The sequence below is a fragment of the Amphritea pacifica genome (assembly GCF_016924145.1).
GTDB classification, from domain to species: Bacteria; Pseudomonadota; Gammaproteobacteria; order Pseudomonadales; family Balneatricaceae; genus Amphritea; species Amphritea pacifica.
Window position 1 is genome coordinate 1 of the sequence record NZ_JAFFZO010000033.1, and the last position, 23,955, is coordinate 23,955.

Genomic DNA, 23,955 nt, shown 5'->3' on the forward strand with positions numbered 1-23,955 from the left:
AGGATCAAAGGTTTCAACTTACTGACCCTGGTAGTCAATAATGTTGAGTTCAAGGATGGAGAACAGGTAAGGGATCAATCAGATAGGAATGCCGCCTGATCCCATACACCAGATTTGACAATAACTCGTTTTTTGCTGTTGAACAGGCATTAAGCAATGCAGCTAAAAAAGACGCAGGCTGTACAGTGTACAAACCATTTGATTGCTATAGTGATGGAGATACGGTAAAAAATTGATAACCTGTATTTGAATCGTTGAATTAAGCAGTGGCGAGTAATCAGTACTATGAAGAAGTCGACAGATTCCGTGTTACCTACCGACCCCCTTCATTCGGTGAAGGTCGCCCGTAATCGGCTTGTTCAGGAAGGCGAAGTGCCCAGTGGCGTCTTACGCAGCGAAATTGAAGATTCCTGGCAGCGCAGTGTCAATGCCGGATTAAATTGTGAAGCACCGCTGGATCTGGAAAATCTGTCCAGAGACCGGATCGACGATCTGCAAGAGAAAAACCGGGGGCTGATCGAAGCCGCTCATCCGGAAATTAAGCAACTGGTTGACTATTTCAGACCCGATGGTGGGCTGGTGATGCTCACCGATGAGTCCGCAACGATTCTCAAGATAAAGGGGGAAACCCGGCACCTGGATTCTGCCACCCGCTATGCACTTGCACCAGGGGCCAACTGGGGCGAAGAGTTTCGCGGTACTAATGGGCCGGGCACCGCCATTGTTAACCGTTCTCCCCTGATGATTCGGGGTAATGAGCACTTTCTCGATTCCATCGGTTATCTCTCATGCTGCTCTGCACCGATTACCGACCCTAAAGGTGAGTTGCTGGGGGGGCTGGATCTGACCTCACCCACCGATAATCGTGATCTTCCTCCCAATCTCAGTCTGGTGCAGCAGGCGGTGCGTTCTATCGAAAACCGCATGTTCAGCGGCCAGTTTCAGCAGCATATTGTTCTCAGTGTTCACAGCCGTCCGGAGTACCTGCGCTCTTCCTGGCAAGGGTTGCTGGCACTGGAGCTGGATGGCCATATTCAGGCGGCCAATGAGCAGATCTGTCAGTTGTTGAATCGTAAACGGGAACAACTGGTGGGGCGTAATCTGGAAGAGCTGTTTGGGGTCCGTCCTGAAGTGCTGCTGACCGATCTGCACCGCAAAGGGCGGGGGCAGCTCCGAACCCGCGGCGGTGATTTCTACTGCGAACTGTTGCACTTCCCCAATCGCTTTCCTGTTGCTTACAAAGCGCCGGTTAAATCAAATCGCACTAAGCCCGCTCCGGCCCCTTTGAATGCGCCTCCTCTGCAAGAACTTGCGGGACAGGATCCCCGCTTACAGAAAGGTGTGCGGATGGGTAGCCGGGCACTGTCCCACGAATTGCCTGTGCTGATTCAGGGGGAGACCGGTACCGGTAAAGAGGCGATGGCTAAATCACTGCATCTCGATAGTCGTCGCAACAGCGGGCCGTTTGTTGCGGTGAATTGTGCATCGATACCGGAAGGACTGATCGAATCGGAACTGTTTGGCTATCGGGAAGGAGCCTTCACCGGCTCCCGCAAAGGCGGGATGATCGGGCGGCTGGAACAGGCACAGGGAGGGACATTGTTTCTCGATGAGATCGGCGATATGCCGCTGGCATTGCAGGCCCGGTTGCTGCGGGTATTGCAGGAACGCACCATTGCGCCTTTGGGGGGCGGGGATGAGATCGCGCTGGATATCGCGGTGATCTGTGCCTCTCATCGGGATCTGAAAGCGCTGGTGGCTGAAGGTCTGTTCCGCGAAGATCTGTACTATCGTCTCAACGGTGTCTGTCTGCGTATTCCTGCATTCCGTGATCGTACCGATAAAGCGGATTTTATTCGCTACTTCCTGCAGCTACTGACGCCGGATGGTCGCCAGATTGAGATTGCGTCTGAGCTGATGGAGCAGCTGTTAGCTTATCACTGGCCCGGTAATATACGTCAACTGGAAACCACACTGCGGGTGGCTATCGCCTTTATGGAGCCGGATGAAGTGGAGATTAACCGCTGTCATATCAGTGATGATTTTCTCGAAGAGCTGAACAGTCAGGGACAATCTGCTGAGGGCAGTATGCCGTTTAACCTGGTTGTTGGGGCATTGAAAACCAGTGAGCTTTTAACCATTCAGCAGGTGCTGGAGCAGAATGAGGGGAATATCTCAGCAACTGCGTCTGAGTTAGGCATCAGCCGCGCCACCCTGTACCGCAAACTGAAACAGCTGGAAGGCGCGTGAGGTGTAAACCTTAGTCAAACCGCCATTCATCGGAAAGTCCCGGAATCACTTGTGGCGCTGTGTAACTGAGGTTTTTATCAAAGCGGGCGATAAATATCTGCCAGATCTCCGTAACCGGGATGCTGTTTTCCATTCTATCAAGTAACTCAAGTGAGTCGCCGGGGCTCAGCTTGCCGGTTTCCAAGACCCGGTAATACCAGCCGGAGATCGCTTCGGACATGATCAGCGAGGCGATATGGGCATTGCCATATTTCTGATTCACTTTCCAACAGGGACGACGGGGTTGTGATACCTGCACAATAGCCGTTCCCAAACGGAAGGTATCGCCAATATGGACTTCGTTATCGGTTAACCCGCAGGTGGAGATGTTTTCACCAATAGAACCCGGGACAAAACTGTCGCTCAGATGGGGCAACGCCTGTTGAAACAGCGCGTAATGTTCAGCCGGGTAGTGGTAGATCGCTTTTTCCGGCCCGCCATGTACGCGCTTATCCACCTGAATATCACCACTGAGTCCCAGCCCTGTGATCTCATGACTGCCCTCCGACAGCGTTTTAAAAATACCGGTTGGCGTATTGTCAGGGCCGATAGTGTTTAGCTGGCCGATATAGATACCATCAACTGATACTGAGCGTGACTGCATGTTTCTGTCCTCTGTTGAGTCAGTGGATCAGTGTAGAGTGGCGTGACTGAAATCACCAGTTGGAGAGGCGGGTTAACGTTAAATTTGTCTGAATAATTAAGGTGCCATTTGCTGAAAATAGGGTAACCTTATGAATGTGTTAATTATTTTTTGTAAGAGGGCATAACATGGATATGGATCTGAGTCTTTTGCAAACCCGGGTGATTGGTTGTCTGATTGAGAAAGAGAAAACCACGCCGGATCAGTATCCTCTCACGCTGAACTCCCTCACCTCCGCCTGTAATCAGAAAAGTAACCGTGATCCGGTAATGGAGTTGTCGGATACGGATGTACAGGAGGTGCTTGATGAGCTGAACAGGAAACATCTGATTCGCGAGGAGAGCAGTTTTGGCAGCCGCGTCCCCAAGTATAAACACCGCTTTTGTAACACCGAGTTTTCTGAGCTGAAGCTGAGCGATCAGGAGCTGGCAATAGTCTGTACGCTGTTCCTGAGAGGTCCCCAGACGCCGGGTGAACTGCGCAGCCGGACCAACCGTTTGTGCAGTTTCAGTGATGTCCGTGAGACCGAGGCGGTACTGCAGAAGATGAGTGAACGGGAGGAATATCCGCTGGTGGTACGTATGCCCCGGGAGCCGGGTAAGCGGGAGTCCCGCTATGCACATCTGTTCAGTGGTGAGGTCGAAGCGGCTGATCCGTCTGACTATGTACCAACGGCAAGCAGCCCGCGTGTCAGTAGTGAGACGATAGAGGCTCTCGAGGCGCGTATAGCCGAACTGGAGCACACCGTAGCGGCGCTGCAGTTGAAACTGGCGGAATAGCCGCGACGGTTTAGAGCAGTAATTTTTTTCCGGTCCGTTGCTGTGGACCCTGTAACCTGGGGATACCGCTAAAGCCGGAAGGCACTACTGTAATTCTGCCGCCCTGCTGTAAAAACTGGCTGGTCTGATGACGAATCGACTCGTGGGTTTCTTTGGCTGCAGGTGGTTTGGGTACGTTTCTCAGACGCAGGGCTTTCATTGCCTGTTCCTCTGTTTTGTGTTTCGGTGACAAAGCAGTATAGGAAAGATTTTTCAGATTGCTCAATTTATGAACAGTTTTTTATGTCTGTTTCCTCATGTCTGAGGTGACACTTATCGGGGTGGGGTGTTGGTCTGCTTCTCACAGAGATCTTTTTCGCAAGAGCTAATCTGTATCAATGGTGATTGACGGAGTTGCAGACATAATTAGCAGACCCGATCCAGGTCTATTCACTAACCAGAGGAGGTTTCGGGGATGAAATATCTGATCCTGCTGCTATCGATCTGCCTGCTGCCCGGTTTCGCTTTTGCCGATCAGCTGAAACCCTTTACCAGTGATGGTTGCAGCGCGTTTCCTGATGGCACACTGGAAGAGAATACACTCTGGTTAGCCTGCTGTGAGGAGCATGACCGGGCGTACTGGCAAGGGGGCACATATCAGCAACGTCTTGATGCCGATAAACAGCTTAAACAGTGTGTTGCTGCACTGGGTAAGCCAAAAACTGCGCTGCTGATGCTGGTGGGGGTCAGGGTTGGAGGCTCTCCTGCTTTACCGACCGGATTTCGCTGGGGTTATGGCTGGTCCTATCCCAGAGGCTATGGCGAACTGACTGAAGAGGAGCTGCAACAGGTTAAGAAAATGACCCCGCCGTAGCTCACCATTCTGATAATGAGGAACCTTTCCCGCTGTTTTCAGCCTGATGCCTACTTATGTGGGGTTGACAGTTAAGAGTCAGAAAGGCATTTTTAATTAAACGTCTATTTAAGTATGCGGGTCTTGTAAATGCCTAAAGTAGGAATGCCTGAAATCAGGAAGCCTCAGTTGATTAACGCCACTATGCAAGCGATTGATTCTGTTGGTTTACAAAAGGCCAGTGTGGTGATGATCAGCAGTTATGCGGGGGTTTCTCCTGCCATTATTAATCACTACTTTGGCGGAAAAAGTGGTCTGCTTGAAGCGACCATGCGGTCGATTCTTAAACAGCTGTCGGATGGCGTCAGGAGTCGCTTGCAGGAGGCGGGACCTGATGATGTTATCGGGCGGATTCAGGCGATCGTTGGTGGTAATTTCTCGCCGGATCAACTGGACAGTAAAGTGGTCAAGACCTGGCTGGCGTTCTGGTCGCAGTCGATGCATGACGACATGCTGTTTCGTCTTCAGCGGGTGAATGAGAAACGGCTGATCTCTCATCTGACGCTGGAGCTGAAGAAGGTCTTGCCACCAGATAAAGCGACGTTTGTTGCCCAGGGAATTGCGGCCCTGATCGATGGTATCTGGTTGCGCGGGGCGCTGTCTCCCCAGGGGATTAATGCGGAACTGGCGCAGCGGATGATTACCGATTATCTGGAACATCAGTTAACCTGATTTCAGGCACTTCTGGCAGAAAAAGACCCCGGTTTTCGGGGTCTTTCTGTTTTATGGAGACAGTTAGAAGGAATGGTGCCGTCTATCTATTCTCTGAATCCTAACTTATTCAAAGCTACGGCTGACGCTCAGAAAGACCCGGGCATCGGCGCTATCGCCCCAGTAATCTTTGTCAATATTGGTGTCAGTGACGGCCAGAGCGAGATCAAATCCGGCAACGCTCTTGGCCACAGATGCACCCCAGTGTGAGTAGGAATCGTCATTCGCATCAGGTCCGAAATAGGCTGCAGCTTTGTCGTCGAAAAGCTTGGTGTGTGAAGCTTCCAGTGTCAGGCTGAAATCTTCCGGCAGGTTGATCGTGTGGTTCACAATTACCACCACTGAGTTGCCTACCTCACCAAAGTAGTCATCCGAGAATAGGATTTTAGCGGTGGTGTTCTCTTTATAGGTGACAGAACCATACACTTCACCATAATCCGATTCTGCACCGGCATCGTCAGCGCCCGGGTAGGTATAGAATGCGTAACCCAGATCAAAACCGAAGTCATCATTGATGCTGCCGGCATATCCGGCATAGTAATCGATCTCGACTTCAGCGCTGCTATAGGTCGCAGCATCCAGACCTGATCCCCAGATTCCGGCATAGAAACCGGCATCGTTAAACCAGTCAACGCTGCCCTGCAGGGTTGGGTCACCATCGGTATTGCTGACACCGTTATACACGTAATCAGATACCAGTGTACCGGTGGCTGAGATATCTGCCTGAGCTTGCAGCGCGAAGGTTGCTGATGTGGCGATCAGGATTGTGAATAAGCTTTTCTTATACATCGTAAATCCCCTACTTAGGATGGTTTTGTTCCCATATTCGCGTTGCATATGAATATGGGGCTTTTTCAGGTTGAGTCTGTTCGCTACCTGACGGGTCAGGCAGTGGTGACAGCTGTGTAAGCGCAGTTGTTGCGGGTGGGTATTGCTAAGGTCTGACGGTTACTCTTATCCGCCAGCCATGCCAGCTTCTGTGGTGGTAAAGTGTTTACCCAGTAGCGCGTGGTAGAAGTCTTTGTCCGACAGGATGCCTATCAGACTGTCCTTCTCATTCAGCAACACCGGATGTCCGGTGCGATAGCGAATCTCGATCGCCTGACGCATCGAGATATCTGGTGTTGCCATCACCAGGGTATCTTCCGGAAGCTGACTGATATTCTGACCTTCCTGCCAGTGATGCAGAGCTAGTGGTTTGCCCTGACGGCTGGCAGAGATGACCTGTCCATCGGTGTTGGTACTGATACAGGTATTATCGTTGCGGTTAAGAACCAGCATATCTTCAAGGCGCTCAAGCTGAGCTGTATTGGTCATCAGGGAACGGCCCTTGAGGACGTTGAGGGGGTTGGTATGCGCAACAAACTGTTCAACGTAATGGTTGACCGGATTCAGTACGATGTCCTCTGGCCTGCCGTGCTGAATGATCTTTGCAGATTCCATAATGGCGATATTGGTGCCGATTTTCAGCGCTTCATCCAGATCATGACTGACAAACAGAATGGTCTTATTCAGCCGCTGCTGTAACTCAATCAGTTCATCCTGCAGCTGACTGCGGATCAGAGGGTCCAGCGCAGAAAAAGGCTCATCCATGAGCAAAATGTCGCTGTCCATAGCGAAGGCTCTGGCTAAACCCACCCGTTGCTGCATACCGCCGGACAGTTCATGAGCATATTTATCACTCCACTCATGTAATCCGACCATCTCCAGCTTTTCCATCGCTTTGGCACGACGTTCCTGTTTGCCCATGCCCTGCATCTCAAGACCAAAGGCAACGTTATCCAACACCGTCAGCCAGGGCATCAGGGCGAAGTTCTGAAACACCATCGAGATGCGACGGGTGCGCATATGACGCAGAGTTGTCTCATCACAGGAGCCGATATCGACCATCTGCTCTCCATCCCTGACCAGCAGCTCACCCCGGCTGATCGGGTTTAATCCATTTACAGCTCGTAGCAGGCTTGATTTACCTGATCCGGAGAGCCCCATCAGGACGCAGATTTCTCCTTCGGCGACATCGATACTGGCGTTGTGCACGCCCACCACATTGCCCCCCAGGTCGATAATCTCCTGACGGGTTTTACCCTGGTCTAGTAGTTTGAGGCTGGCTTCAACCTTGTCGCCGAAAACCACATCCAGATTGCGAATACTGATAGCAGACATGATTAGCTTTCCTCTTTTGAACCAGGGTTTTTAAAGATACGATCAAGGATGATGGCGACCAGGACAATCGCCAGACCCGCTTCAAACCCCTGAGAGATATTAACGGTGTTGAGTGCCCGGATGACCGGCTTACCCAAACCATCGGCGCCCACCAGTGCGGCGATGACCACCATGGAGAGTGATAGCATGATGCATTGGGTGATACCCGCCATAATACTGGGCATCGCAGCCGGCAACTCCACCTTAAACAACAGTTTTGATGGTGTAGCACCAAAGGCTTTACCGGCTTCGATCAGCTCTTCCGGTACTTTGCTGATGCCCAGATAAGTCAGACGGATCGGCGCTGCGATAGCAAAGATAATGGTGGAGATCAGTCCTGGCACTACCCCCAGACCAAACAGCACCAGCGTTGGAATCAGATACACAAAGGTCGGAATGGTCTGCATCATATCCAGTATTGGCCGCATAAAGGTATAGAGTTTGGGCTTGTGTGCCGCCAGTATTCCGATAGGAACACCCATTACCACCGATAGCGTGGTGGCAGTAAGCACCAGCACAAAGGTTTCCAGCATCTCCTGCCAGTAGCCCAGATTGAGGATCAGCAGCAGCGCGAGTACCACAAAAATCACCAGTGAAATGCGGCGGTGCAGGGCCCAGGCGAGGGCGGCTGCCATGATCATCGGCACATAGGGGGGAAACCACTGAAAGATCTCTACGACGGAGAGAATTACCCATTCCAGAGAGACAGAGATAGCATCGAAAAACCCCGCTGCATTAAATGTCAGCCAGTCAACGAAAGCTTCCATCCAGCTACCCAGAGGGATTTTATGTTCTGTAATCCAGTTCATACAACGGCCTTTGTTACAGTTAGATCGCCAGTATTCAATGCAGACAGGCGAATACGGGCGGTGGAAAACAACCGCGCAGGCAGATCGGGGATCAATGGTTAATCTGCCTGTGGTTGAACGATCGTGATAGACGAACCCTCAGCGAGGGAACGTATCAGCGTGTTAAAGTTCGAGATGGGCGCGAACAGCGGTCAGGCCATCTTTGCCGTCTAGTGTGGTCACACCTTGTAGCCAGTCATTCAGCGTCTCCGGGTGCGTTTTTAACCAGGCACGGGCAGCCGCATCGGGCTTCATCCCTTCATCCAGAATAGAGCCCATAATCTGGTTTTCCATCTCCAGTGTGAAGGTGAGGTTCTTCAGCAGGTGTCCGACATTCGGACACTCTTCAGTGTAGTTTTTGCGTACGTTGGTATAGACATTGGCACCGCCATAGTTGGGGCCGAAGAAGTCGTCACCACCGGAGAGGTATTCCATCTCAATGTTTGAGTTCATGGGATGGGGAGCCCATCCCAGGAAGACAACCCACTGCTCACGTTTTGCCGCACGGGATACCTGCGAGATCATCCCGGCTTCACTGGATTCAACCAGCTTAAAACCTTGCAGACCAAAGGCATCATCATCGATCATGCTTTGAATCAGGCGGTTGCCATCGTTACCCGGTTCAATACCGTACACCCTGCCTTTCAGTTCATCCTTAAACTTAGCGATGTCGGCAAAGCTTTTCAGGCCTGCGTCATAGGCGTATTTAGGTACTGCCAGCGTGTATTTGGCACCCTCAAGGTTGGCGCGAACGGTTTCTACAGTACCCGCATCGCGGTATTTAGCGATATCTGCTTCCATGGTGGGCATCCAGTTACCGAGGAATACATCGATATCAGCATTCGCCAGAGAGGTGTAGGTGACCGGTACAGAGAGCAACTGAGTGGATGGCTTATAACCCAGTCCTGTAACGATTTCGCTGGTCACTGCCGTTGTGGCAGTAATATCGGTCCAGCCTACATCTGAGAAACGAACATTTTCGCACTGACCGGCAAAGGCTGCGGATGCAGAGATGCTGGTTGCTATGGCCAGACCCAGCAGGGCTGGCAGTTTTTTAAGCAGAGGCGTCTGTGTGCTGGTGTTCTTCAGTCGTGTATTCATTAGTGTCTACCCTTCATTCAATAATTGTAGTTGTGCCAGGTTCTCTTTTTTCTATTGTTCAGTGATCTTTCTGAGCGCCGCTGAATCTTCATCGCTGTTATCATTGGCGCGCAGGTTGCAGGCTCTCAGCCTGTCTGTTGTGTTTCTGTCGGATTAAACAGTGTTCTTCTGGCTGTACCGATGCGCTGTCGTGTCTGCCACTGATCATCGATCCAGACATCAACAGTAGCCGCCGCCAGGGGGGGCTTGCCGAGAATCATATCTGCCGCTTTTTCCGCCACCATAATGGTGGGGGCGTTAAGGTTGCCATTAGGGATCGTTGGGAAGATGGAGGAGTCAACCACACGCAGCGCCTCAATTCCACGCACCCGGCACTGGTTATCCAGTACCGCCATCGGGTCATTATCGGCGCCCATTTTGCAGCTACATGAGGGGTGGTAAGCGCTTTCAACGTTTTCCCGTACCCATTGATCGATCGCTTCATCTGAGGTGATCTGCACGCCGGGCTGAATCTCATCACCCCGGTAGCTATCCATCGCCGGCTGGTTGAGCAGTTCGCGGGTGAGGCGAATGGTATCGCGCCAGTCCTGCTTATCCTGTTCGGTACTGATATAGTTAAAAATAATGACTGGCTTTGCTTCAGGATCGGCGGACCTGATCCAGATGCGGCCGCGACTTTCCGGTTTGTTGGGGCCGACATGCACCTGAAAACCGTGACCTTCGATCGCTTTGCCACCGTCGTAGCGCATCGCTGCTGGCAGAAAGTGATACTGAATGTTGGGCCATTTCAGCCCGGCTCTGGAACGGATAAAACCGCAGGATTCAAAGTGATTGGTCGCGCCCAGTCCATCTTTAAACAGCATCCAGCGGGTGCCGATCAGACCTTTGCTGATCAGATCGAGCTTGCCGTTCAGCGTAATCGGTTGTTTACAGTGATACTGGAAATAGACTTCCAGATGATCCTGAAGATTCTCGCCGACACCGGGTAGGTTATGTATTACATCAACCCCGGCATCCTGTAATACTTTTTCAGGGCCGATACCGGATAGTTGCAACAGCTGGGGTGACCCTACAGAACCGGCCGCCAGAATCACCTCTTTGTCGGCTGTCACTTCAGTGATCCGGCCATTTTTTTCATACTCTATTCCGATAGCCTGTTTACCCTCCAGAATCACTTTGCGGGTCAGAACACCACTGATCAGAGTCAGGTTGCTACGTTTCATGGCATCACGCAGGTAAGCGTTGGAGGTGGACGCCCGCACGCCGTTCTTCACCGTCATATGCATCGGGCCAAAACCTTCCTGACGATAACCGTTGTAGTCCTCAGTGATTGGATAACCGGCGTCTTGTCCGGCATCGATAAACGCCTGATAGAGCGGATTAAGCTTCATATCATTGCCACCGCAGGTGGTCAGGGGCCCACTATCCCCGCGATACGGATCACCGCCTTTGTCCCAGCTTTCCGCTTTTTTGAAATAGGGCAGGCACTGCTGATAACCCCAGCCCAGCGCGCCATGCTCTTGCCATTCATCAAAATCACAGGCGTGGCCGCGAACATAAACCATACCATTGATAGATGAGCCGCCGCCTAATACTTTGCCCCGGGGGCAGTGCATGGAACGACCATCGAGACAGGGTTCTTTTTCTGTGTGGAACTGCCAGGCGTATTTTGGCGTATTCATGGGATAGGAGAGGGCGGTGGGCATCTGAATAAAAATACTTTTATCGCTGCCACCGGCTTCCAGAATCAGCACACTGTGTTTGCCATCCTCGGTGAGTCTGTTGGCCAGCACGCAACCGGCGGAACCTGCGCCAACAATGATGTAATCGTATTTGTTCTGATCTGTCATACTGCTACCGTTAATAATGGACTGTTACTGGTAAGGACACTCAATATCACCCAGCTCGACAAAGACGCTCTTGATCTGGGTGTAGTGATTAAGAGTTTCGATACCGTTTTCCCGGCCAATACCGGATTGCTTATAGCCACCGACCGGCATCTCGGCAGGGGAGGCGCCCCAGGTGTTGATCCAGCAGATCCCCGCCTGAAGACGGGCGATCACCCGGTGAGCACGAGAGAAATTAGTCGAAAATACACCTGCTGCAAGGCCGTATTCGGTAGTGTTTGCCCGCTGGATTACCTCCTCTTCATCGCTGAACCGCAGGATCGACATCACCGGACCGAAGATCTCCTCCTGGACGTTAGGCATCTCATCGGTGCAGTCGGCAAACACCGTGGGTTTTACAAAGCAGCCCTTATCCAGACCGTTCTCCACTGCCCGTTCGCCACCACACACCAGCCGCGCGCCAGCCTTTTTCGCTGCATCAATAAAGCCCAGCACTTTTTCCATATGTTTGGCTGAGATCAGCGCCCCCACCTGAGTATTCAGGTCGGTCGGATCGCCAATAATCATCCGTTCGGTACGCTCTGCGACTTTGCTGACAAACTCATCGTAGATGCTGTCATGGACAAACACCCGGGTACCGTTGGTGCACACTTCCCCCTGGGTGTAGAAGTTAGCCAGCAGGGCAGCAGAGACTGCATTGTCGATATCGGCATCGTCGAACACGATCAGCGGAGATTTTCCGCCCAGCTCCATGGTGACCTCTTTCAGCGAACCGGCCGCATCAGCCATCACCTTTTTGCCGGTACCGCATTCGCCGGTGAAAGAGACTTTGGCGATCTCCGGGTGCCGGGACAGCGCCTGGCCTACCCGATAATCCCCCTGCACGACATTGAATACTCCATCGGGCAGGCCCGCTTCGGTAAAGATCTCCGCCAGTTTCAGTACACTCAGCGGGGTTTCCTCTGAGGGTTTAAATATCATGCAGTTACCCGCCGCCAGCGCCGGGCCGGATTTCCACATGGCGATCTGAATCGGGTAGTTCCAGGCACCGATACCAGCACAGATACCCAAAGGTTCCCGACGACTGTAAAAGAAGTTGGTGCCGCCCAGATCCTGTTGCTGGCCATGAATTGTCGCAGCCAGGCCCGCGTAATACTCGATGACATCTGCACCGGTGACGATATCTACGCAATTGGCTTCCTGTAACGGTTTGCCGGTGTCCAGTACTTCCAGCAGCGCCAGTTCATCATTACGCTCGCGCAGAATAGCCACCGCCCGCATCAGAATCCGGCCCCGCTCGGCACCACTCATGGCCGACCAGACCTTAAAACCCTGTTGCGCTGCGGCGACGGCCAGATCGACATCATCTTTTGACGCTTGCTGAACTCTGGCCAGCAGCTCTCCTGTGGCTGGATTGAAGGTTGAAAATGTCTCGCCAGAGGTTGCGTTCTGATATCGGCCGTTAATATATAGAGCTGTTTGCATCGCTGTACGTCTCGCTTATTGATGGCGGTTAACCTGGTAGCCATCTGTGTTTGTTTCCGTCTGACAGATACTTACTTTACAGATACTGCTTATGACGCTGTCAGAGTAAGTCGGCAGTCATATTTTTATTAATTGATCGTTTAATTAAAAATAATACTGGCTACTTTATAGGCAAATGTCAAAAAAAGATCGGTGTCGTTTTTAGAACTAAAATGGTTGGCGCTATCGATTACTGAGAGGTTTTTTTCAGATATTTATATTTTTTGACATATAACTGCATGATTTATATATATTAATTTTAAATAAACCCCTCTGATTGAAATTTATTCATTAGTTTTTGGGGGTGTCGTAAAAAGATAGATTTCTGGCGTGAACGGGCAGTGAGCAGAGCTCTGAAGTATCGGTCAGGGTCTTGATCGTCGCTCCTGGCTCATCGATCCTGAGCGTTTGTTAACCGGTTTCCGTGGTTGAATGTAAGCACAAAAGAGCGAGCCGGAAATTTCTGATATAAAAGGATGGTTATAGCCAGCTACGTTTGGCAAGGGGCGATAGAGAATTTAGTAACTGGTTGAAATGCGAACAGAATTTAGCTGTGCTGTTTCTGCCGTGCTGCGCTGGGTGACATACCAAAATAATCCTTATAGCAGTTGCTGAAGTGGCTGGTGCTGACGAAGCCGCTGGCCAGGGCGACATTGGTGATGGTTTCATTGGTTTGCAACAGCAGACGCCGGGCATGGGTGATGCGCAGTTCCAGATAATATCGCGAAGGGCTGGTTTCAAGATGGGTCTGAAACAGACGCTCCATCTGTCGGCGGGAGATGCTGGCATGGGTCGTTAGCTCTTCCAGTGTCAGGGGCTCTTCGATGTTGTTGTTCATCAACTGCATCAGGGTGCGAAGGTTCTCAGGGTGGGTGGGATCGTCCCCGGCCTGTAACTTCATTTTACCGCCGCTTTCCGCCACCTGATCGCAGCTGAGAATCTCCCGTATTGCCCGCACAATATCTTCGCCATAGTGTTTGCGGATCAGGGTTAACATCATATCCAGTGCGCTCACCGGGCCTGCACAGGTGACACACCGCTCGGTAATGACCAGTGGGGTATCCGCCACTTCAACCCTGGGAAATTGCTCACGGATAAACGCATGATTTTCCGGATGAGCTGCGCAGCGCTGATTATTCAGCAGACCGGCATAGGCGATAGCCACGCTACCATTCCAGATGCCGCCCAGGGTCAGGCCAAGCTTATCGGCTGCTTTAAGTGTTTCAGTCAGTTGCGGGTTTTCATTCAGATCACAACGAAAACCGCCACAGACGATCAGAATATCAATATTGCCGCGATGCTCAATGGTGAAATGTTCGAGTGTGGCGTTAGTGGCGATCTCAATACCCAGATCACTGAGAACTTTGCGCGAATCGACACCGAGAATAATATGCTCAAACAGCGGGGCCGTGCGTACCAGGTTGGTGGTGACCAGTGCATCGACCGCTGCGGTGAAGGCCATCATGGAGAAATGCTCCAGCAGCACAAACCCGACTTTTACCGGCTTCTCCGGTACGCCTCCCGCTGACAGATAACGACTGTTACTGCTGCGCATGACTGAACTGAAATCACGTTTTTTGGCGGTGTCTTGCATGTTTTGAATCTCTGGTTATCGGGCTATACAGTTGAGCTGAGCGGGCTGGGATCGTTTCAGTAGCGGATCAATCCGTTGAGCTATCCCTGAAAAGCTAAGTGTACAACGTTGCCGCTGCAAGTATCTGCTGTTATGTTCTCTGCCCGGTAGAATTATTGACAGATGTTACCTCTGATTTTTAGTAGCTCAATGTTTTTATTCTGTTTATAAACTTTAATGACAGGGCTTGGGTGCTGTGTTTGTCGTGCCTGGGTTCTGTTTTTGTCGTAAAGGAAAGATTAATTGAAGGACTATCGTCAACAGTTCTGGCTGGGTGCCAGGGATCTTCTGCCGCTGATATCAGGGGCCGCCCCGTTTGGCATGATCGTTGGGGCCACCGGCGTATCGCTGGGGATGAGTCCGGAGATGGTGATGGGCATGACGGCGCTGTTTTTTGCCGGCTCGGCTCAGCTGGCCGCTTACGCGCTGATTCAGGATAATGCGCCTCTCATCATTATTCTGGCCACCGCGATGGTGATCAATCTGCGATTTGCCATCTATAGTGCAACCTTTGCTCCGTTGCTGGGGCCGCTGCCCAAACGTTATCGTTTTACCCTGGCCTATATGCTGTCGGATCAGACCTACGGGCTCTGTTCAATGCCCGCGCAGATGCAAAAGACCGCAGCTGAACGTGTCTGGTATCTGGCTGGGGTGACGCTGACGTTATATCTCACCTGGATGATCTCGGTGATCTTCGGTATCGCTCTGGGCGCTGGGATACCACCCTCCTGGTCACTGGAATTTACCATTCCTCTGGCCTTTCTGGCGATGCTGGTGACCACTATTACCAGCCGTTTACTGTTGATGGTGGCGGTTATCTCCGGAAGTTGTGCTGTGCTGTTTCAGCTGTTGCCTTTTAATACCGGGTTTATAGCTGCGGTTGCCGCCGGTGTCGGCGGCGGTGTCCTGCTGCCCGGATTGTTGAAGATGCGGAGGGCCTCACATGAGTGATACTCTGCAGCTGTGGTTGCTGTTTTTTGCCGTCGGACTGGGCACCTTTCTGATACGCCTGTCGTTTATTCAGTTGCATGGCAGTGCTGAAGCGCTGATCGCCCGCAGCAAGCATATTCTGGTGTTGCTGCCTCCGGCCATTCTGGCAGCGCTGTGTATTCCGGCTATTATTTTTACCCGGCCACTGACACAGTATCAGGTCGATTACTTTCAACTGGCTGCGGCGCTGGTCGCGATTCTGATCGCTAAGTTCAGTCGCAGTGTGTTCTGGCCGGTCATGGGCGGGATGCTGTGTCTCTGGCTGTTGCGGTTTATCAGTGGTTAGACTCGGCTGTGCCTTGATTCAGCCGTCAGGTGATTCTCTTATTTTTCATTGGTACTAAACCTGGCAGTGAAACAACATCGGCGGTGGTGGACAGTCATTGGCCTCATAGGCATATTCCCGTCCGATTCTGCCGATTACCTCTACTGATCCCTTTTTTACCCCTGTCGTATTTGGACATACTCCCGGCGTGTTCGAGCATAGGGCTGTTTATCAGACCCGCTACTATCAAACTCATGAAAAATGCTTTCGGCGTGATGGCTGTTGCTGTGGTGTCGGAAGCAACTTAGATAACGATAATAGAGATGACTCACCAGACCCGGTTTGGTGCGGAGGTACAGATGTTTAAGAAACAAGACCTGATCCAGGGATATGATGATGTATTGTGGAATGCGATCTGCAAAGAGGAGGTGCGTCAGGAAGAGCATATCGAACTGATCGCTTCTGAAAACTATACCAGTCCCCGGGTGATGCAGGCGCAAGGATCTGTACTGACCAATAAGTACGCTGAAGGGTATCCGGAAAAGCGTTACTACGGCGGTTGTGAATATGTGGATGTGGTTGAGCAGCTGGCGCTGGATCGTGCTAAAGAGCTGTTTGGTGCTGTTTATGCCAACGTGCAGCCGCACTCTGGTTCACAGGCAAACGCGGCGGTCTATATGGCGCTGTGTGAGCCGGGTGATACTGTTCTGGGGATGAGTCTGGCCCATGGTGGTCACCTGACCCACGGTTCTCACGTGAACTTTTCCGGCAAGATCTACAACGCTGTTCAGTACGGTCTGAACGAAGCGACCGGCGAGATCGACTACGATCAGGTTGAAGCGCTGGCGGTTGAGCACAAGCCTAAAATGATCGTTGCAGGTTTCTCTGCTTACTCTCAGATTGTTGACTGGGCCCGTTTCCGCGAAATCGCCGATAAAGTGGGGGCTTACCTGTTTGTTGATATGGCTCACGTTGCCGGTCTGGTAGCAGCCGGTCTCTATCCGAACCCTGTGCCTTTTGCAGATGTGGTAACGACAACTACCCATAAAACCCTGCGCGGTCCTCGTGGTGGTCTGATCCTGTCCCGTGATAACGAGCTGGAGAAGAAACTCAACTCTGCTGTATTCCCGGGTGGCCAGGGCGGCCCTCTGATGCATGTGATCGCGGCTAAGGCAGTGGCGTTTAAAGAAGCACTGGAACCTGAATTTAAAGAGTATCAGGCGCAGGTGGTAAAAAATGCCAATGCGATGGCTGAAGTACTGGTTGAGCGTGGTTTCGAGATCGTTTCCGGCGGTACTAAAAACCACCTGTTCCTTCTGAGTCTGATCAAGCAGGGGCTGACCGGTAAAGATGCTGATGCCGCTCTGGGGCGTGCCAATATCACTGTAAACAAGAATGCGGTACCGGGCGATCCTCAGTCACCGTTTGTTACCTCTGGTCTGCGTATCGGTTCTCCGGTTGTGACTACCCGTGGCTTCAAAGAGGAGCAGTGTCGTACGCTGGCGGGCTGGATTGCTGATCTGCTGGATGTGCTGAATCAGCCAGAAGCGCTGGAAGCGAAGATCGTTGAAGTACAGCAGCAGGTTAAAGCGCTGTGTGCTGACTTCCCGGTTTATAGCTGAGACTTACAGTAAAGACGGTTTCGTCACCGGTCTGTAGATAAGCAGGCCGGTGTAGCAAAAACTTATTTAAACACCCGGCAGCCAGTCATAGATGGTTGCCCCTATTTTTGGAGCTGATGATATGCAGCAATATTCTGGTTTCGGGCTGTTGAAACACAGTCTGAGTCATCACGAGAACTGGCAGCGTGTCTGGCGTAACCCTACGCCGAAGAAGAAGTACGATGTGATTATTATCGGCGGTGGTGGCCACGGTCTGGCAACGGCATATTATCTGGCGAAAGAGCACGGTGTTACTAACGTTGCGGTTATTGAGAAAGGTTATCTGGGTGGCGGTAACACCGCCCGGAACACCACAATCGTACGTTCTAACTACCTGTGGGATGAGGCTGCACATCTGTATGAGCACGCGATGGGGCTGTGGGAAGGTTTGTCACAAGACCTGAACTACAATGTTATGTTCTCTCAGCGCGGTGTTCTCAACCTGGGACATACCCTGCAGGATATGCGGGATATCGAGCGTCGGGTGAATGCTAACCGTCTGAACGGTATCGATGGTGAGGTGCTGGATCCTAAGCAGATCAAAGAGATCGTGCCGCACATGGATTGCTCAGAAAATACCCGTTACCCAATTATGGGTGCTTCCTGGCAGCCCCGTGGCGGTGTTGCCCGTCATGATGCGGTGGCCTGGGGATTTGCCCGGGGGGCTGATGCCTATGGCGTGGATCTGATTCAACAGACTGAAGTGACCGATCTGATTATTGAGGATGGCACGATCACTGGCGTTAAAACTAACCGTTACGGCGATATCATGGCGGACCGGGTCGGCTCTGTGGTTGCGGGTAATTCGGGTGTCGTTGCAAAAATGGCTGGCTTTGATCTGCCGTTGGAATCCCATCCGCTGCAGGCGCTGGTATCTGAGCCGATCAAACCGATTCTCGACACTGTTGTGATGTCTAACCATGTACATGGTTATGTCAGTCAGTCAGATAAGGGTGACCTGGTTATCGGTGCTGGTATCGATGGCTATAACGGCTATGGTCAGCGGGGATCCTACCCGACAATTGAACACACCATTCAGGCAATCGTTGAGTTGTTCCCGATCTTCAGTCGGGTGCGTATGAACCGTCAGTGGGGCGGTATTGTTGATACCTGTCCGGATGCCTGTCCGATCATCAGTAAAACGCCGGTTAAGAATCTGTTCTTCAACTGTGGCTGGGGTACTGGTGGCTTTAAGGCGACTCCGGGGTCCGGCAATGTATTTGCTGCGTCTCTGGCGAAGGGTGAGATGCATCCGCTGGCTGAACCATTTTCTATGTTCCGATTCCACAATGGCGCGCTGATTGATGAGCACGGCGCTGCTGGTGTAGCACATTAACAGGGGCTAACTAACATGTTTCATATCTACTGCCCGCACTGTGCGGAATACCGTGAAGAAGAAGAGTTTCACGCAAAAGGTCAGGCGCATATCGCGCGCCCACTGGATCCGGAAGCCTGCTCCGATAAAGAGTGGGGTGAATATCTGTTTTTCCGGAAAAACCCTCGTGGTCTTCACCATGAACTGTGGGTACACGCGGCCGGTTGTCGTAAGTTTTTCAATATGACCCGCGACACCCAGACCTATGAAATTAAAGAAGTCTACAAGATTGGCGAGCAGCCATCTGTAGTGGCTGAGTAACAGGAGCGGAATAATGACACAACAGAACCGCCTCACCAGCGGAGGTCGAATTGACCGTTCCAAGCCGCTGACGTTTACCTACAACGGTAAGCAGTATAAAGGGTATAAGGGCGATACACTGGCATCTGCGATGCTGGCGAATGGTATCAATGTCGTCGGTCGTAGTTTCAAGTATAGCCGGCCGCGGGGCATTATTGCCTGTGGCGCGGAAGAGCCGAATGCAGTGCTGCAGCTGGGGGCGACAGAAGCCACTCAGGTGCCAAACGTACGTGCTACTCAGCAAGAGTTGTTTGATGGCCTGGTGTCAGCTTCTACCAATGGCTGGCCGAGTGTTGAAACTGATGTGATGAGCATCATGGGGAAAGTGGGTGGCAGCATGATGCCGCCGGGTTTCTACTACAAAACCTTTATGTTTCCTCAGTCATTGTGGGACACCTACGAAACGATTATTCGTAAGGCGGCCGGTTTAGGGCGTTCACCGCTGGAAAATGATCCTGACCGCTATGACTCAATCAATCAGCATTGCGATGTGATGATTGTAGGTGCGGGGCCTGCAGGTCTTGCGGCTGCACTGACGGCTGCCCGTGGGGGAGCCCGTGTCATTATTGCCGACGAGCAAAATGAGTTTGGTGGCAGTCTGCTGAATAGTAAAGAGACGCTGGATGGCAAGCCTGCCGCTGAGTGGGTACGCGCTGTAGTTGAAGAGCTGGCGACCTATGACGATGTGCTGATGTTGCCGCGCTCTACTGTGAACGGCTATCACGATCATAACTTCCTCACGATTCATGAGCGTTGTACTGATCATCTGGCGGATATTGCGCCGGTCAATCAGGTGCGTCAGCGGATGCATCGGGTTCGTGCCAAGTGGGTTGTTTTGGCGACCGGCGCTCATGAGCGTCCACTGGTTTACGCCAACAACGATGTGCCGGGCTGTATGGTGTCTGGTGCAGTTTCTGCCTATATCAACCGTTATGGCGTTGTGCCCGGCAATGAACTGGTCGTAATGACCACCAATGACTATGGCTATCAGGCAGCGTTGGATTGGGCAGATGCTGGACGTAAGGTCGTGGCTATCGTGGATACCCGTGAGACTGCAGTCGGAGATCGTGTCGAAGCAGCGCGCAAGCGTGGTTTGAATATTATTTCCGGTTCGGCAGTGATTGAAGTGCAGGGCAGCAAGCGGGTCAGCGGTGTCTCCGTGGCGGCAATCAGTGCATCTGGCTCTAAAGTGATTGGCTCTGTGACAAAACTGAAAGCTGATACGGTTGCCACTTCCGGTGGCTGGAGCCCGGTTATTCACCTGTCCTGTCATACTGGTAGTCGTCCGATCTGGAGCGATGAGGTGGTTGGCTTCCTGCCGGGTAAAACGGTACAGAAGCAGCTGACTGCCGGGGGGATCAACGGTCAGTATGAGATTGCAGCCGCTCTGAGAGAGGGCTTTGAAGCGGGCCAGAAAGCGTTGGCTGAAGTGGGTCTGGCTGCTGCAGAAGTGGTTCTGCCGAAAGCAGAAACACTGAAATTGTCTGCGCCGATGAGTCTGTTCCATATTCCGCATTTGAAACCAACTTCTCAGGCGCCGAAACAGTTTGTCGATTATCAGACCGATGTTACCGCAGCGGGTATCGAGCTGGCCTGCCGTGAAGGCTTTGAATCGATTGAACACGTCAAGCGTTATACCGCGATGGGTTTCGGTACCGATCAGGGTAAGCTGGGTAATATCAACGGTATGGCGGTTGCAGCCAAAGCGCTGAACAAGTCTATTCCGGAAACCGGTACCACCATTTTCCGTCCAAACTATACTCCGATCTCTTTCGGCGCGATTGCCGGACGGAACTGCGGTGAGCTGTTTGATCCGAAACGTTACACTGCGATGCATAAGTGGCATGTTGAGCACGGTGCTAAGTTTGAGGATGTTGGTCAGTGGAAGCGTCCATGGTACTTCCCGAAAGCGGGTGAATCGATGCAGCAGGCGCTGAATCGTGAGTGTCTGGCGGTCCGTAATGCGGTCGGTATTCTGGATGCATCTACACTGGGTAAGATCGACATTCAGGGTAAAGATGCCCGTGAATTCCTGGGCCGGGTTTACACCAATGCCTGGGCCAAGCTGGCGGTGGGTAAGTGCCGTTATGGCCTGATGTGTGGCGAAGACGGTATGGTATTTGACGATGGTGTCACCGCCTGTCTGGGTGAGAACCACTTTGTCATGACCACCACTACCGGTGGTGCTGCGCGGGTGTATGAGTGGCTGGAAATCTACCATCAGACTGAGTGGCCGGAGCTGGAAGTGTATTTCAATACGGTTACCGATCACTGGTCTACAGCCACCATTACCGGGCCAAACAGCCGTAAGCTGTTGGCTGAGCTGACCGATTATGATGTCAGCAACGAAAACTTTAAATACATGGACTGGAAACAGATCACCGTGGCTGGTGTACCTGCCCGGGTGTTCCGTATCTCCTTTACCGGCGAGCTGTCGTTTGAGATTAACGTTCAGGCGAACTACGGCATGCATGTCTGGGAAAAACTGCATGAAGCGGGTGAAAAATATGGCCTGACGCCTTACGGTACAGAAACCATGCATATTCTGCGGGCTGAAAAAGGCTTCATTATTGCTGGTCAGGATACCGATGGCTCCGTTCATCCTTATGATCTTGGTATGGGCTGGTGTGTGTCTAACCAGAAACCGTTCAGCTATATCGGTAAGCGCGGTATGAACCGGGCTGACTGTACCCGTGAGAACCGTAAACAGCTGGTGGGTTTGAAAACCAAAGATCCTAAGCAGGTGATTCCAGAGGGAGCGCAGGCAGTGCTGGATCCTAAGGCGCCGATTCCGATGCCGATGGAAGGCCATGTTACTTCCAGTTACTGGAGTGAAAACCTGGGCCACTCGATTGCGATGGGCTTTATTAAAGGTGGCCTGGATAAGATGGGTGAAACTGTATACTACCCGCTGGCCAATGGTACTGTGATTGAAGCTGAAATTTGCAGCCCGATCTTCTTTGATCCAAAAGGGGAGCGTCAAAATGTCTGATCTGAATGTAATGACTCCAGAAGAGAGTGCAGCCACTAAAGCGGCAGTGATGAATCAGGTTCCCGGTCCTGAGGTTGAGGGGCAGTCTCCACTGCACCATGCAGACCTGGAATCTCTGGCGCAGCAGGGGCCTAAAAGTGGCGGAGTTCATCTGCGTGAACTAAAGTTGCTGGGCCATCTGACCCTGCGATGCAATGCGGAAAATGCTGAGCAACTGGCTGCAGTTGAGCGTGTCTTGGGTGTTGCATTGCCGCTTCAGCCACTGACTTCTGCTGAGAACGGAGCTTACTCCATTCGCTGGATGTCACCCGATGAGTGGCTGATTCTGGTGCCGGGCCTGGAAACCTTCGATATTGAAACCCGGTTCCGCGACGAGATGCCAGGGCATTACTCGCTGGTCAACAGTAGTGGTGGTTCGACCGTACTGGAACTGTCTGGTGAGAATGCGCTTGAGGTGCTGATGAAGTCTACTCCGGTGGATCTGCATCCTAAGGTGTTCCCGGTTGGGAAAGTGGTTTCGACTGTGTTTGCCAAGAGCGGTGCGATCATTCGCCGCTCCGGTGAGCAGCGCTATGAACTGATTATCCGTCGTTCGTTTGCGGACTATATCTGGCTGTGGTTGCAGGATGCCAGCCGGGAGTATGGTCTGGTGGTTGAAGCCTGATCAGACTGAAACAGATGCCAGCCCCGGTCGGGGCTGGCTTTATCCGTTTGCTTCTGTTGAGTATTGTGGCGGCTAGCCGTAGTTCAAACAGCAGATAAGAGCAGGAGTCCTCAAATGACAGATACAACAAAACCAAAGCACTGGATCTTTACTGCCAGCTGTCCAAGCATGCTGGGTACCGTTGATGTGGTCACCCGTTATATGGCTGAAGCGGGTAACTATGTGGATGAGATCCACTCATTTGATGATCGGGTTTCTAAACGCTTTTTTATCCGTATTGAGTTTCAGCCGATCAAAGACGGGTTCAGCGAAGAAAAGTTTAATGCCGAGTTTGCGCCCAGGGCTGCAGAGTTTGGCATGGAGTGGGATCTGACTAAGCCGGATCACCGCCCCCGCGTGGCGATTCTGGTGTCTAAGTACGATCACTGTCTCAACGATCTGCTGTACCGCTATCGCACCGGTCAGTTAAATATTGAAGTACCGGTAATTATCTCCAACCATCCTGATCTGGAGCATCTGGCTGAGTGGCATGGTATTCCTTACCATCATCTGCCGATCTCACCGGAGACCAAACCCTACCAGGAAGCAGAGATCGTTAAACTGCTGGAACAGTATGACATCGAGTTGGTCGTGCTGGCCCGTTATATGCAGGTTCTGTCCCCGTGGATGTGCGACCAGCTGAATGGTAAAGCGATCAATATTCACCATTCCCTGTTGCCGGGCTTCAAAGGTGCAAGACCTTATCATCAGGCCTGGGAAAAAGGGGTTAAGATGGTGGGGGCAACCGCTCACTACGTCAATAATGATCTGGACGAAGGTCCGATTATTACCCAGGGAATCCAGACCGTCGATCATGCATTTTATCCAGAGGATCTGATCTCCAAAGGGCAGGATGTTGAGCGGGTCACCCTGTTTAATGCGATCCGTTATCACATTGAGAAGCGGGTATTTCTCAATGGCGGACGTACAATCGTGTTTTCCAGCTGATAAAGTTTTCCTTTTATCGCTGATTGACGTAGCACAAATTGTTGTGTTGCGTATCTTTTTCGAGGGCAGTTAGGATTATCTCTTCCAGAGAGGTATGTAGTGTGTGGCTCATCCTGACTGGCCTCTTTTTCTTACTTTTTTCAGTCGATAAGCCTGCAAAAACGATATTAATCGTTTTAAGAAAATTTCAGGTCGTTAACTGACATACAGCTACACTTAGATAAGCTGATAATCGACTTTTACTATCAATTT

At 51.8% G+C, this 23,955-nt stretch carries 21 protein-coding genes; 12 read left to right on the forward strand and 9 right to left on the reverse strand.

Going from position 1 to position 23,955, the window contains the following annotated elements; genetic code table 11:
• Nucleotides 1-285 precede the first annotated feature (285 nt).
• Nucleotides 286-2,250, forward strand: coding sequence for a sigma-54-dependent Fis family transcriptional regulator (locus tag JW499_RS17240; RefSeq protein WP_205211751.1), 1,965 nt, complete (start codon nt 286-288; stop codon nt 2,248-2,250).
• Nucleotides 2,251-2,260: 10 nt separating this feature from the next.
• Here the strand turns inward: JW499_RS17240 and JW499_RS17245 are convergent, their stop codons facing one another.
• Nucleotides 2,261-2,893 carry an MOSC domain-containing protein gene (locus JW499_RS17245; RefSeq protein ID WP_205211752.1) on the reverse strand — a complete coding sequence of 211 codons (633 nt, stop codon included), beginning with the start codon at nt 2,891-2,893 and terminating at the stop codon, nt 2,261-2,263.
• Nucleotides 2,894-3,060: 167 nt separating this feature from the next.
• Here JW499_RS17245 and JW499_RS17250 point away from each other — a divergent pair, with 167 nt between their 5' ends.
• Nucleotides 3,061-3,711, forward strand: coding sequence for a YceH family protein (locus JW499_RS17250; protein WP_205211753.1), 651 nt, complete (start codon nt 3,061-3,063; stop codon nt 3,709-3,711).
• 10 nt (nt 3,712-3,721) lie between these two features.
• Here JW499_RS17250 and JW499_RS17255 read toward each other — a convergent pair whose 3' ends face one another.
• Nucleotides 3,722-3,910, reverse strand: coding sequence for a hypothetical protein (locus JW499_RS17255; RefSeq protein WP_091352689.1), 189 nt, complete (start codon nt 3,908-3,910; stop codon nt 3,722-3,724).
• Between the two features lie 255 nt (nt 3,911-4,165).
• Between JW499_RS17255 and JW499_RS17260 the strand changes: the two genes are divergently transcribed.
• Complete coding sequence (locus tag JW499_RS17260) at nt 4,166-4,564, forward strand: hypothetical protein (protein ID WP_205211754.1); 399 nt, start codon at nt 4,166-4,168, stop codon at nt 4,562-4,564.
• 129 nt (nt 4,565-4,693) lie between these two features.
• Nucleotides 4,694-5,275, forward strand: coding sequence for a transcriptional regulator BetI (gene betI, locus JW499_RS17265; protein ID WP_205211755.1), 582 nt, complete (start codon nt 4,694-4,696; stop codon nt 5,273-5,275).
• Between the two features lie 105 nt (nt 5,276-5,380).
• Here the strand turns inward: betI and JW499_RS17270 are convergent, their stop codons facing one another.
• The 7 genes from JW499_RS17270 to JW499_RS17300 all read right to left on the reverse strand — a co-directional run bounded on the left by JW499_RS17270 (nt 5,381) and on the right by JW499_RS17300 (nt 14,430).
• The gene (locus tag JW499_RS17270; RefSeq protein ID WP_205211756.1) at nt 5,381-6,103 is read right to left on the reverse strand and encodes a TorF family putative porin; all 723 of its coding nucleotides are present in this window, start codon (nt 6,101-6,103) and stop codon (nt 5,381-5,383) included.
• Between the two features lie 165 nt (nt 6,104-6,268).
• Nucleotides 6,269-7,477: a choline ABC transporter ATP-binding protein gene (choV, locus tag JW499_RS17275; protein ID WP_205211757.1), complete on the reverse strand. Its 1,209-nt coding sequence runs from the start codon at nt 7,475-7,477 to the stop codon at nt 6,269-6,271.
• 2 nt (nt 7,478-7,479) lie between these two features.
• Nucleotides 7,480-8,325 (reverse strand): choline ABC transporter permease subunit, encoded by an 846-nt coding sequence (choW, locus tag JW499_RS17280; RefSeq protein WP_205211758.1) that lies wholly within the window; start codon nt 8,323-8,325, stop codon nt 7,480-7,482.
• A 162-nt stretch (nt 8,326-8,487) separates the two neighbouring features.
• Entirely contained in the window at nt 8,488-9,465 is a 978-nt protein-coding gene (locus JW499_RS17285) for a choline ABC transporter substrate-binding protein (protein ID WP_205211759.1), read from the reverse strand.
• 125 nt (nt 9,466-9,590) lie between these two features.
• Nucleotides 9,591-11,315, reverse strand: a complete 1,725-nt coding sequence (gene betA / locus JW499_RS17290; protein ID WP_205211760.1) for a choline dehydrogenase — start codon at nt 11,313-11,315, stop codon at nt 9,591-9,593.
• Between the two features lie 24 nt (nt 11,316-11,339).
• Nucleotides 11,340-12,797, reverse strand: a complete 1,458-nt coding sequence (gene betB / locus JW499_RS17295; protein ID WP_205211761.1) for a betaine-aldehyde dehydrogenase — start codon at nt 12,795-12,797, stop codon at nt 11,340-11,342.
• A 586-nt stretch (nt 12,798-13,383) separates the two neighbouring features.
• Nucleotides 13,384-14,430 carry a GlxA family transcriptional regulator gene (locus tag JW499_RS17300; protein ID WP_205211762.1) on the reverse strand — a complete coding sequence of 349 codons (1,047 nt, stop codon included), beginning with the start codon at nt 14,428-14,430 and terminating at the stop codon, nt 13,384-13,386.
• 282 nt (nt 14,431-14,712) lie between these two features.
• Here JW499_RS17300 and JW499_RS17305 point away from each other — a divergent pair, with 282 nt between their 5' ends.
• From JW499_RS17305 to purU, 8 genes are all read left to right on the forward strand, one after another.
• Nucleotides 14,713-15,420, forward strand: a complete 708-nt coding sequence (locus tag JW499_RS17305; protein WP_205211763.1) for an AzlC family ABC transporter permease — start codon at nt 14,713-14,715, stop codon at nt 15,418-15,420.
• On the forward strand, nt 15,413-15,745 hold the full coding sequence (locus tag JW499_RS17310; RefSeq protein ID WP_205211764.1) for an AzlD domain-containing protein: 333 nt from the start codon (nt 15,413-15,415) through the stop codon (nt 15,743-15,745). The genes JW499_RS17305 and JW499_RS17310 overlap by 8 nt, the downstream gene beginning before the upstream one ends.
• A gap of 338 nt (nt 15,746-16,083) precedes the next feature.
• Nucleotides 16,084-17,346: a serine hydroxymethyltransferase gene (gene glyA / locus JW499_RS17315; RefSeq protein WP_205211765.1), complete on the forward strand. Its 1,263-nt coding sequence runs from the start codon at nt 16,084-16,086 to the stop codon at nt 17,344-17,346.
• A 121-nt stretch (nt 17,347-17,467) separates the two neighbouring features.
• Nucleotides 17,468-18,721, forward strand: coding sequence for a sarcosine oxidase subunit beta family protein (locus JW499_RS17320; RefSeq protein ID WP_205211766.1), 1,254 nt, complete (start codon nt 17,468-17,470; stop codon nt 18,719-18,721).
• 15 nt (nt 18,722-18,736) lie between these two features.
• On the forward strand, nt 18,737-19,021 hold the full coding sequence (locus JW499_RS17325; protein WP_205211767.1) for a sarcosine oxidase subunit delta: 285 nt from the start codon (nt 18,737-18,739) through the stop codon (nt 19,019-19,021).
• A 13-nt stretch (nt 19,022-19,034) separates the two neighbouring features.
• Nucleotides 19,035-22,052 (forward strand): sarcosine oxidase subunit alpha, encoded by a 3,018-nt coding sequence (locus JW499_RS17330; protein ID WP_205211768.1) that lies wholly within the window; start codon nt 19,035-19,037, stop codon nt 22,050-22,052.
• The gene (locus tag JW499_RS17335; protein ID WP_205211769.1) at nt 22,045-22,716 is read left to right on the forward strand and encodes a sarcosine oxidase subunit gamma; all 672 of its coding nucleotides are present in this window, start codon (nt 22,045-22,047) and stop codon (nt 22,714-22,716) included. The genes JW499_RS17330 and JW499_RS17335 overlap by 8 nt, the downstream gene beginning before the upstream one ends.
• A 114-nt stretch (nt 22,717-22,830) precedes the next feature.
• The gene (gene purU / locus JW499_RS17340) at nt 22,831-23,703 is read left to right on the forward strand and encodes a formyltetrahydrofolate deformylase (protein WP_091352748.1); all 873 of its coding nucleotides are present in this window, start codon (nt 22,831-22,833) and stop codon (nt 23,701-23,703) included.
• The last annotated feature ends 252 nt before the right edge of the window (nt 23,704-23,955 follow it).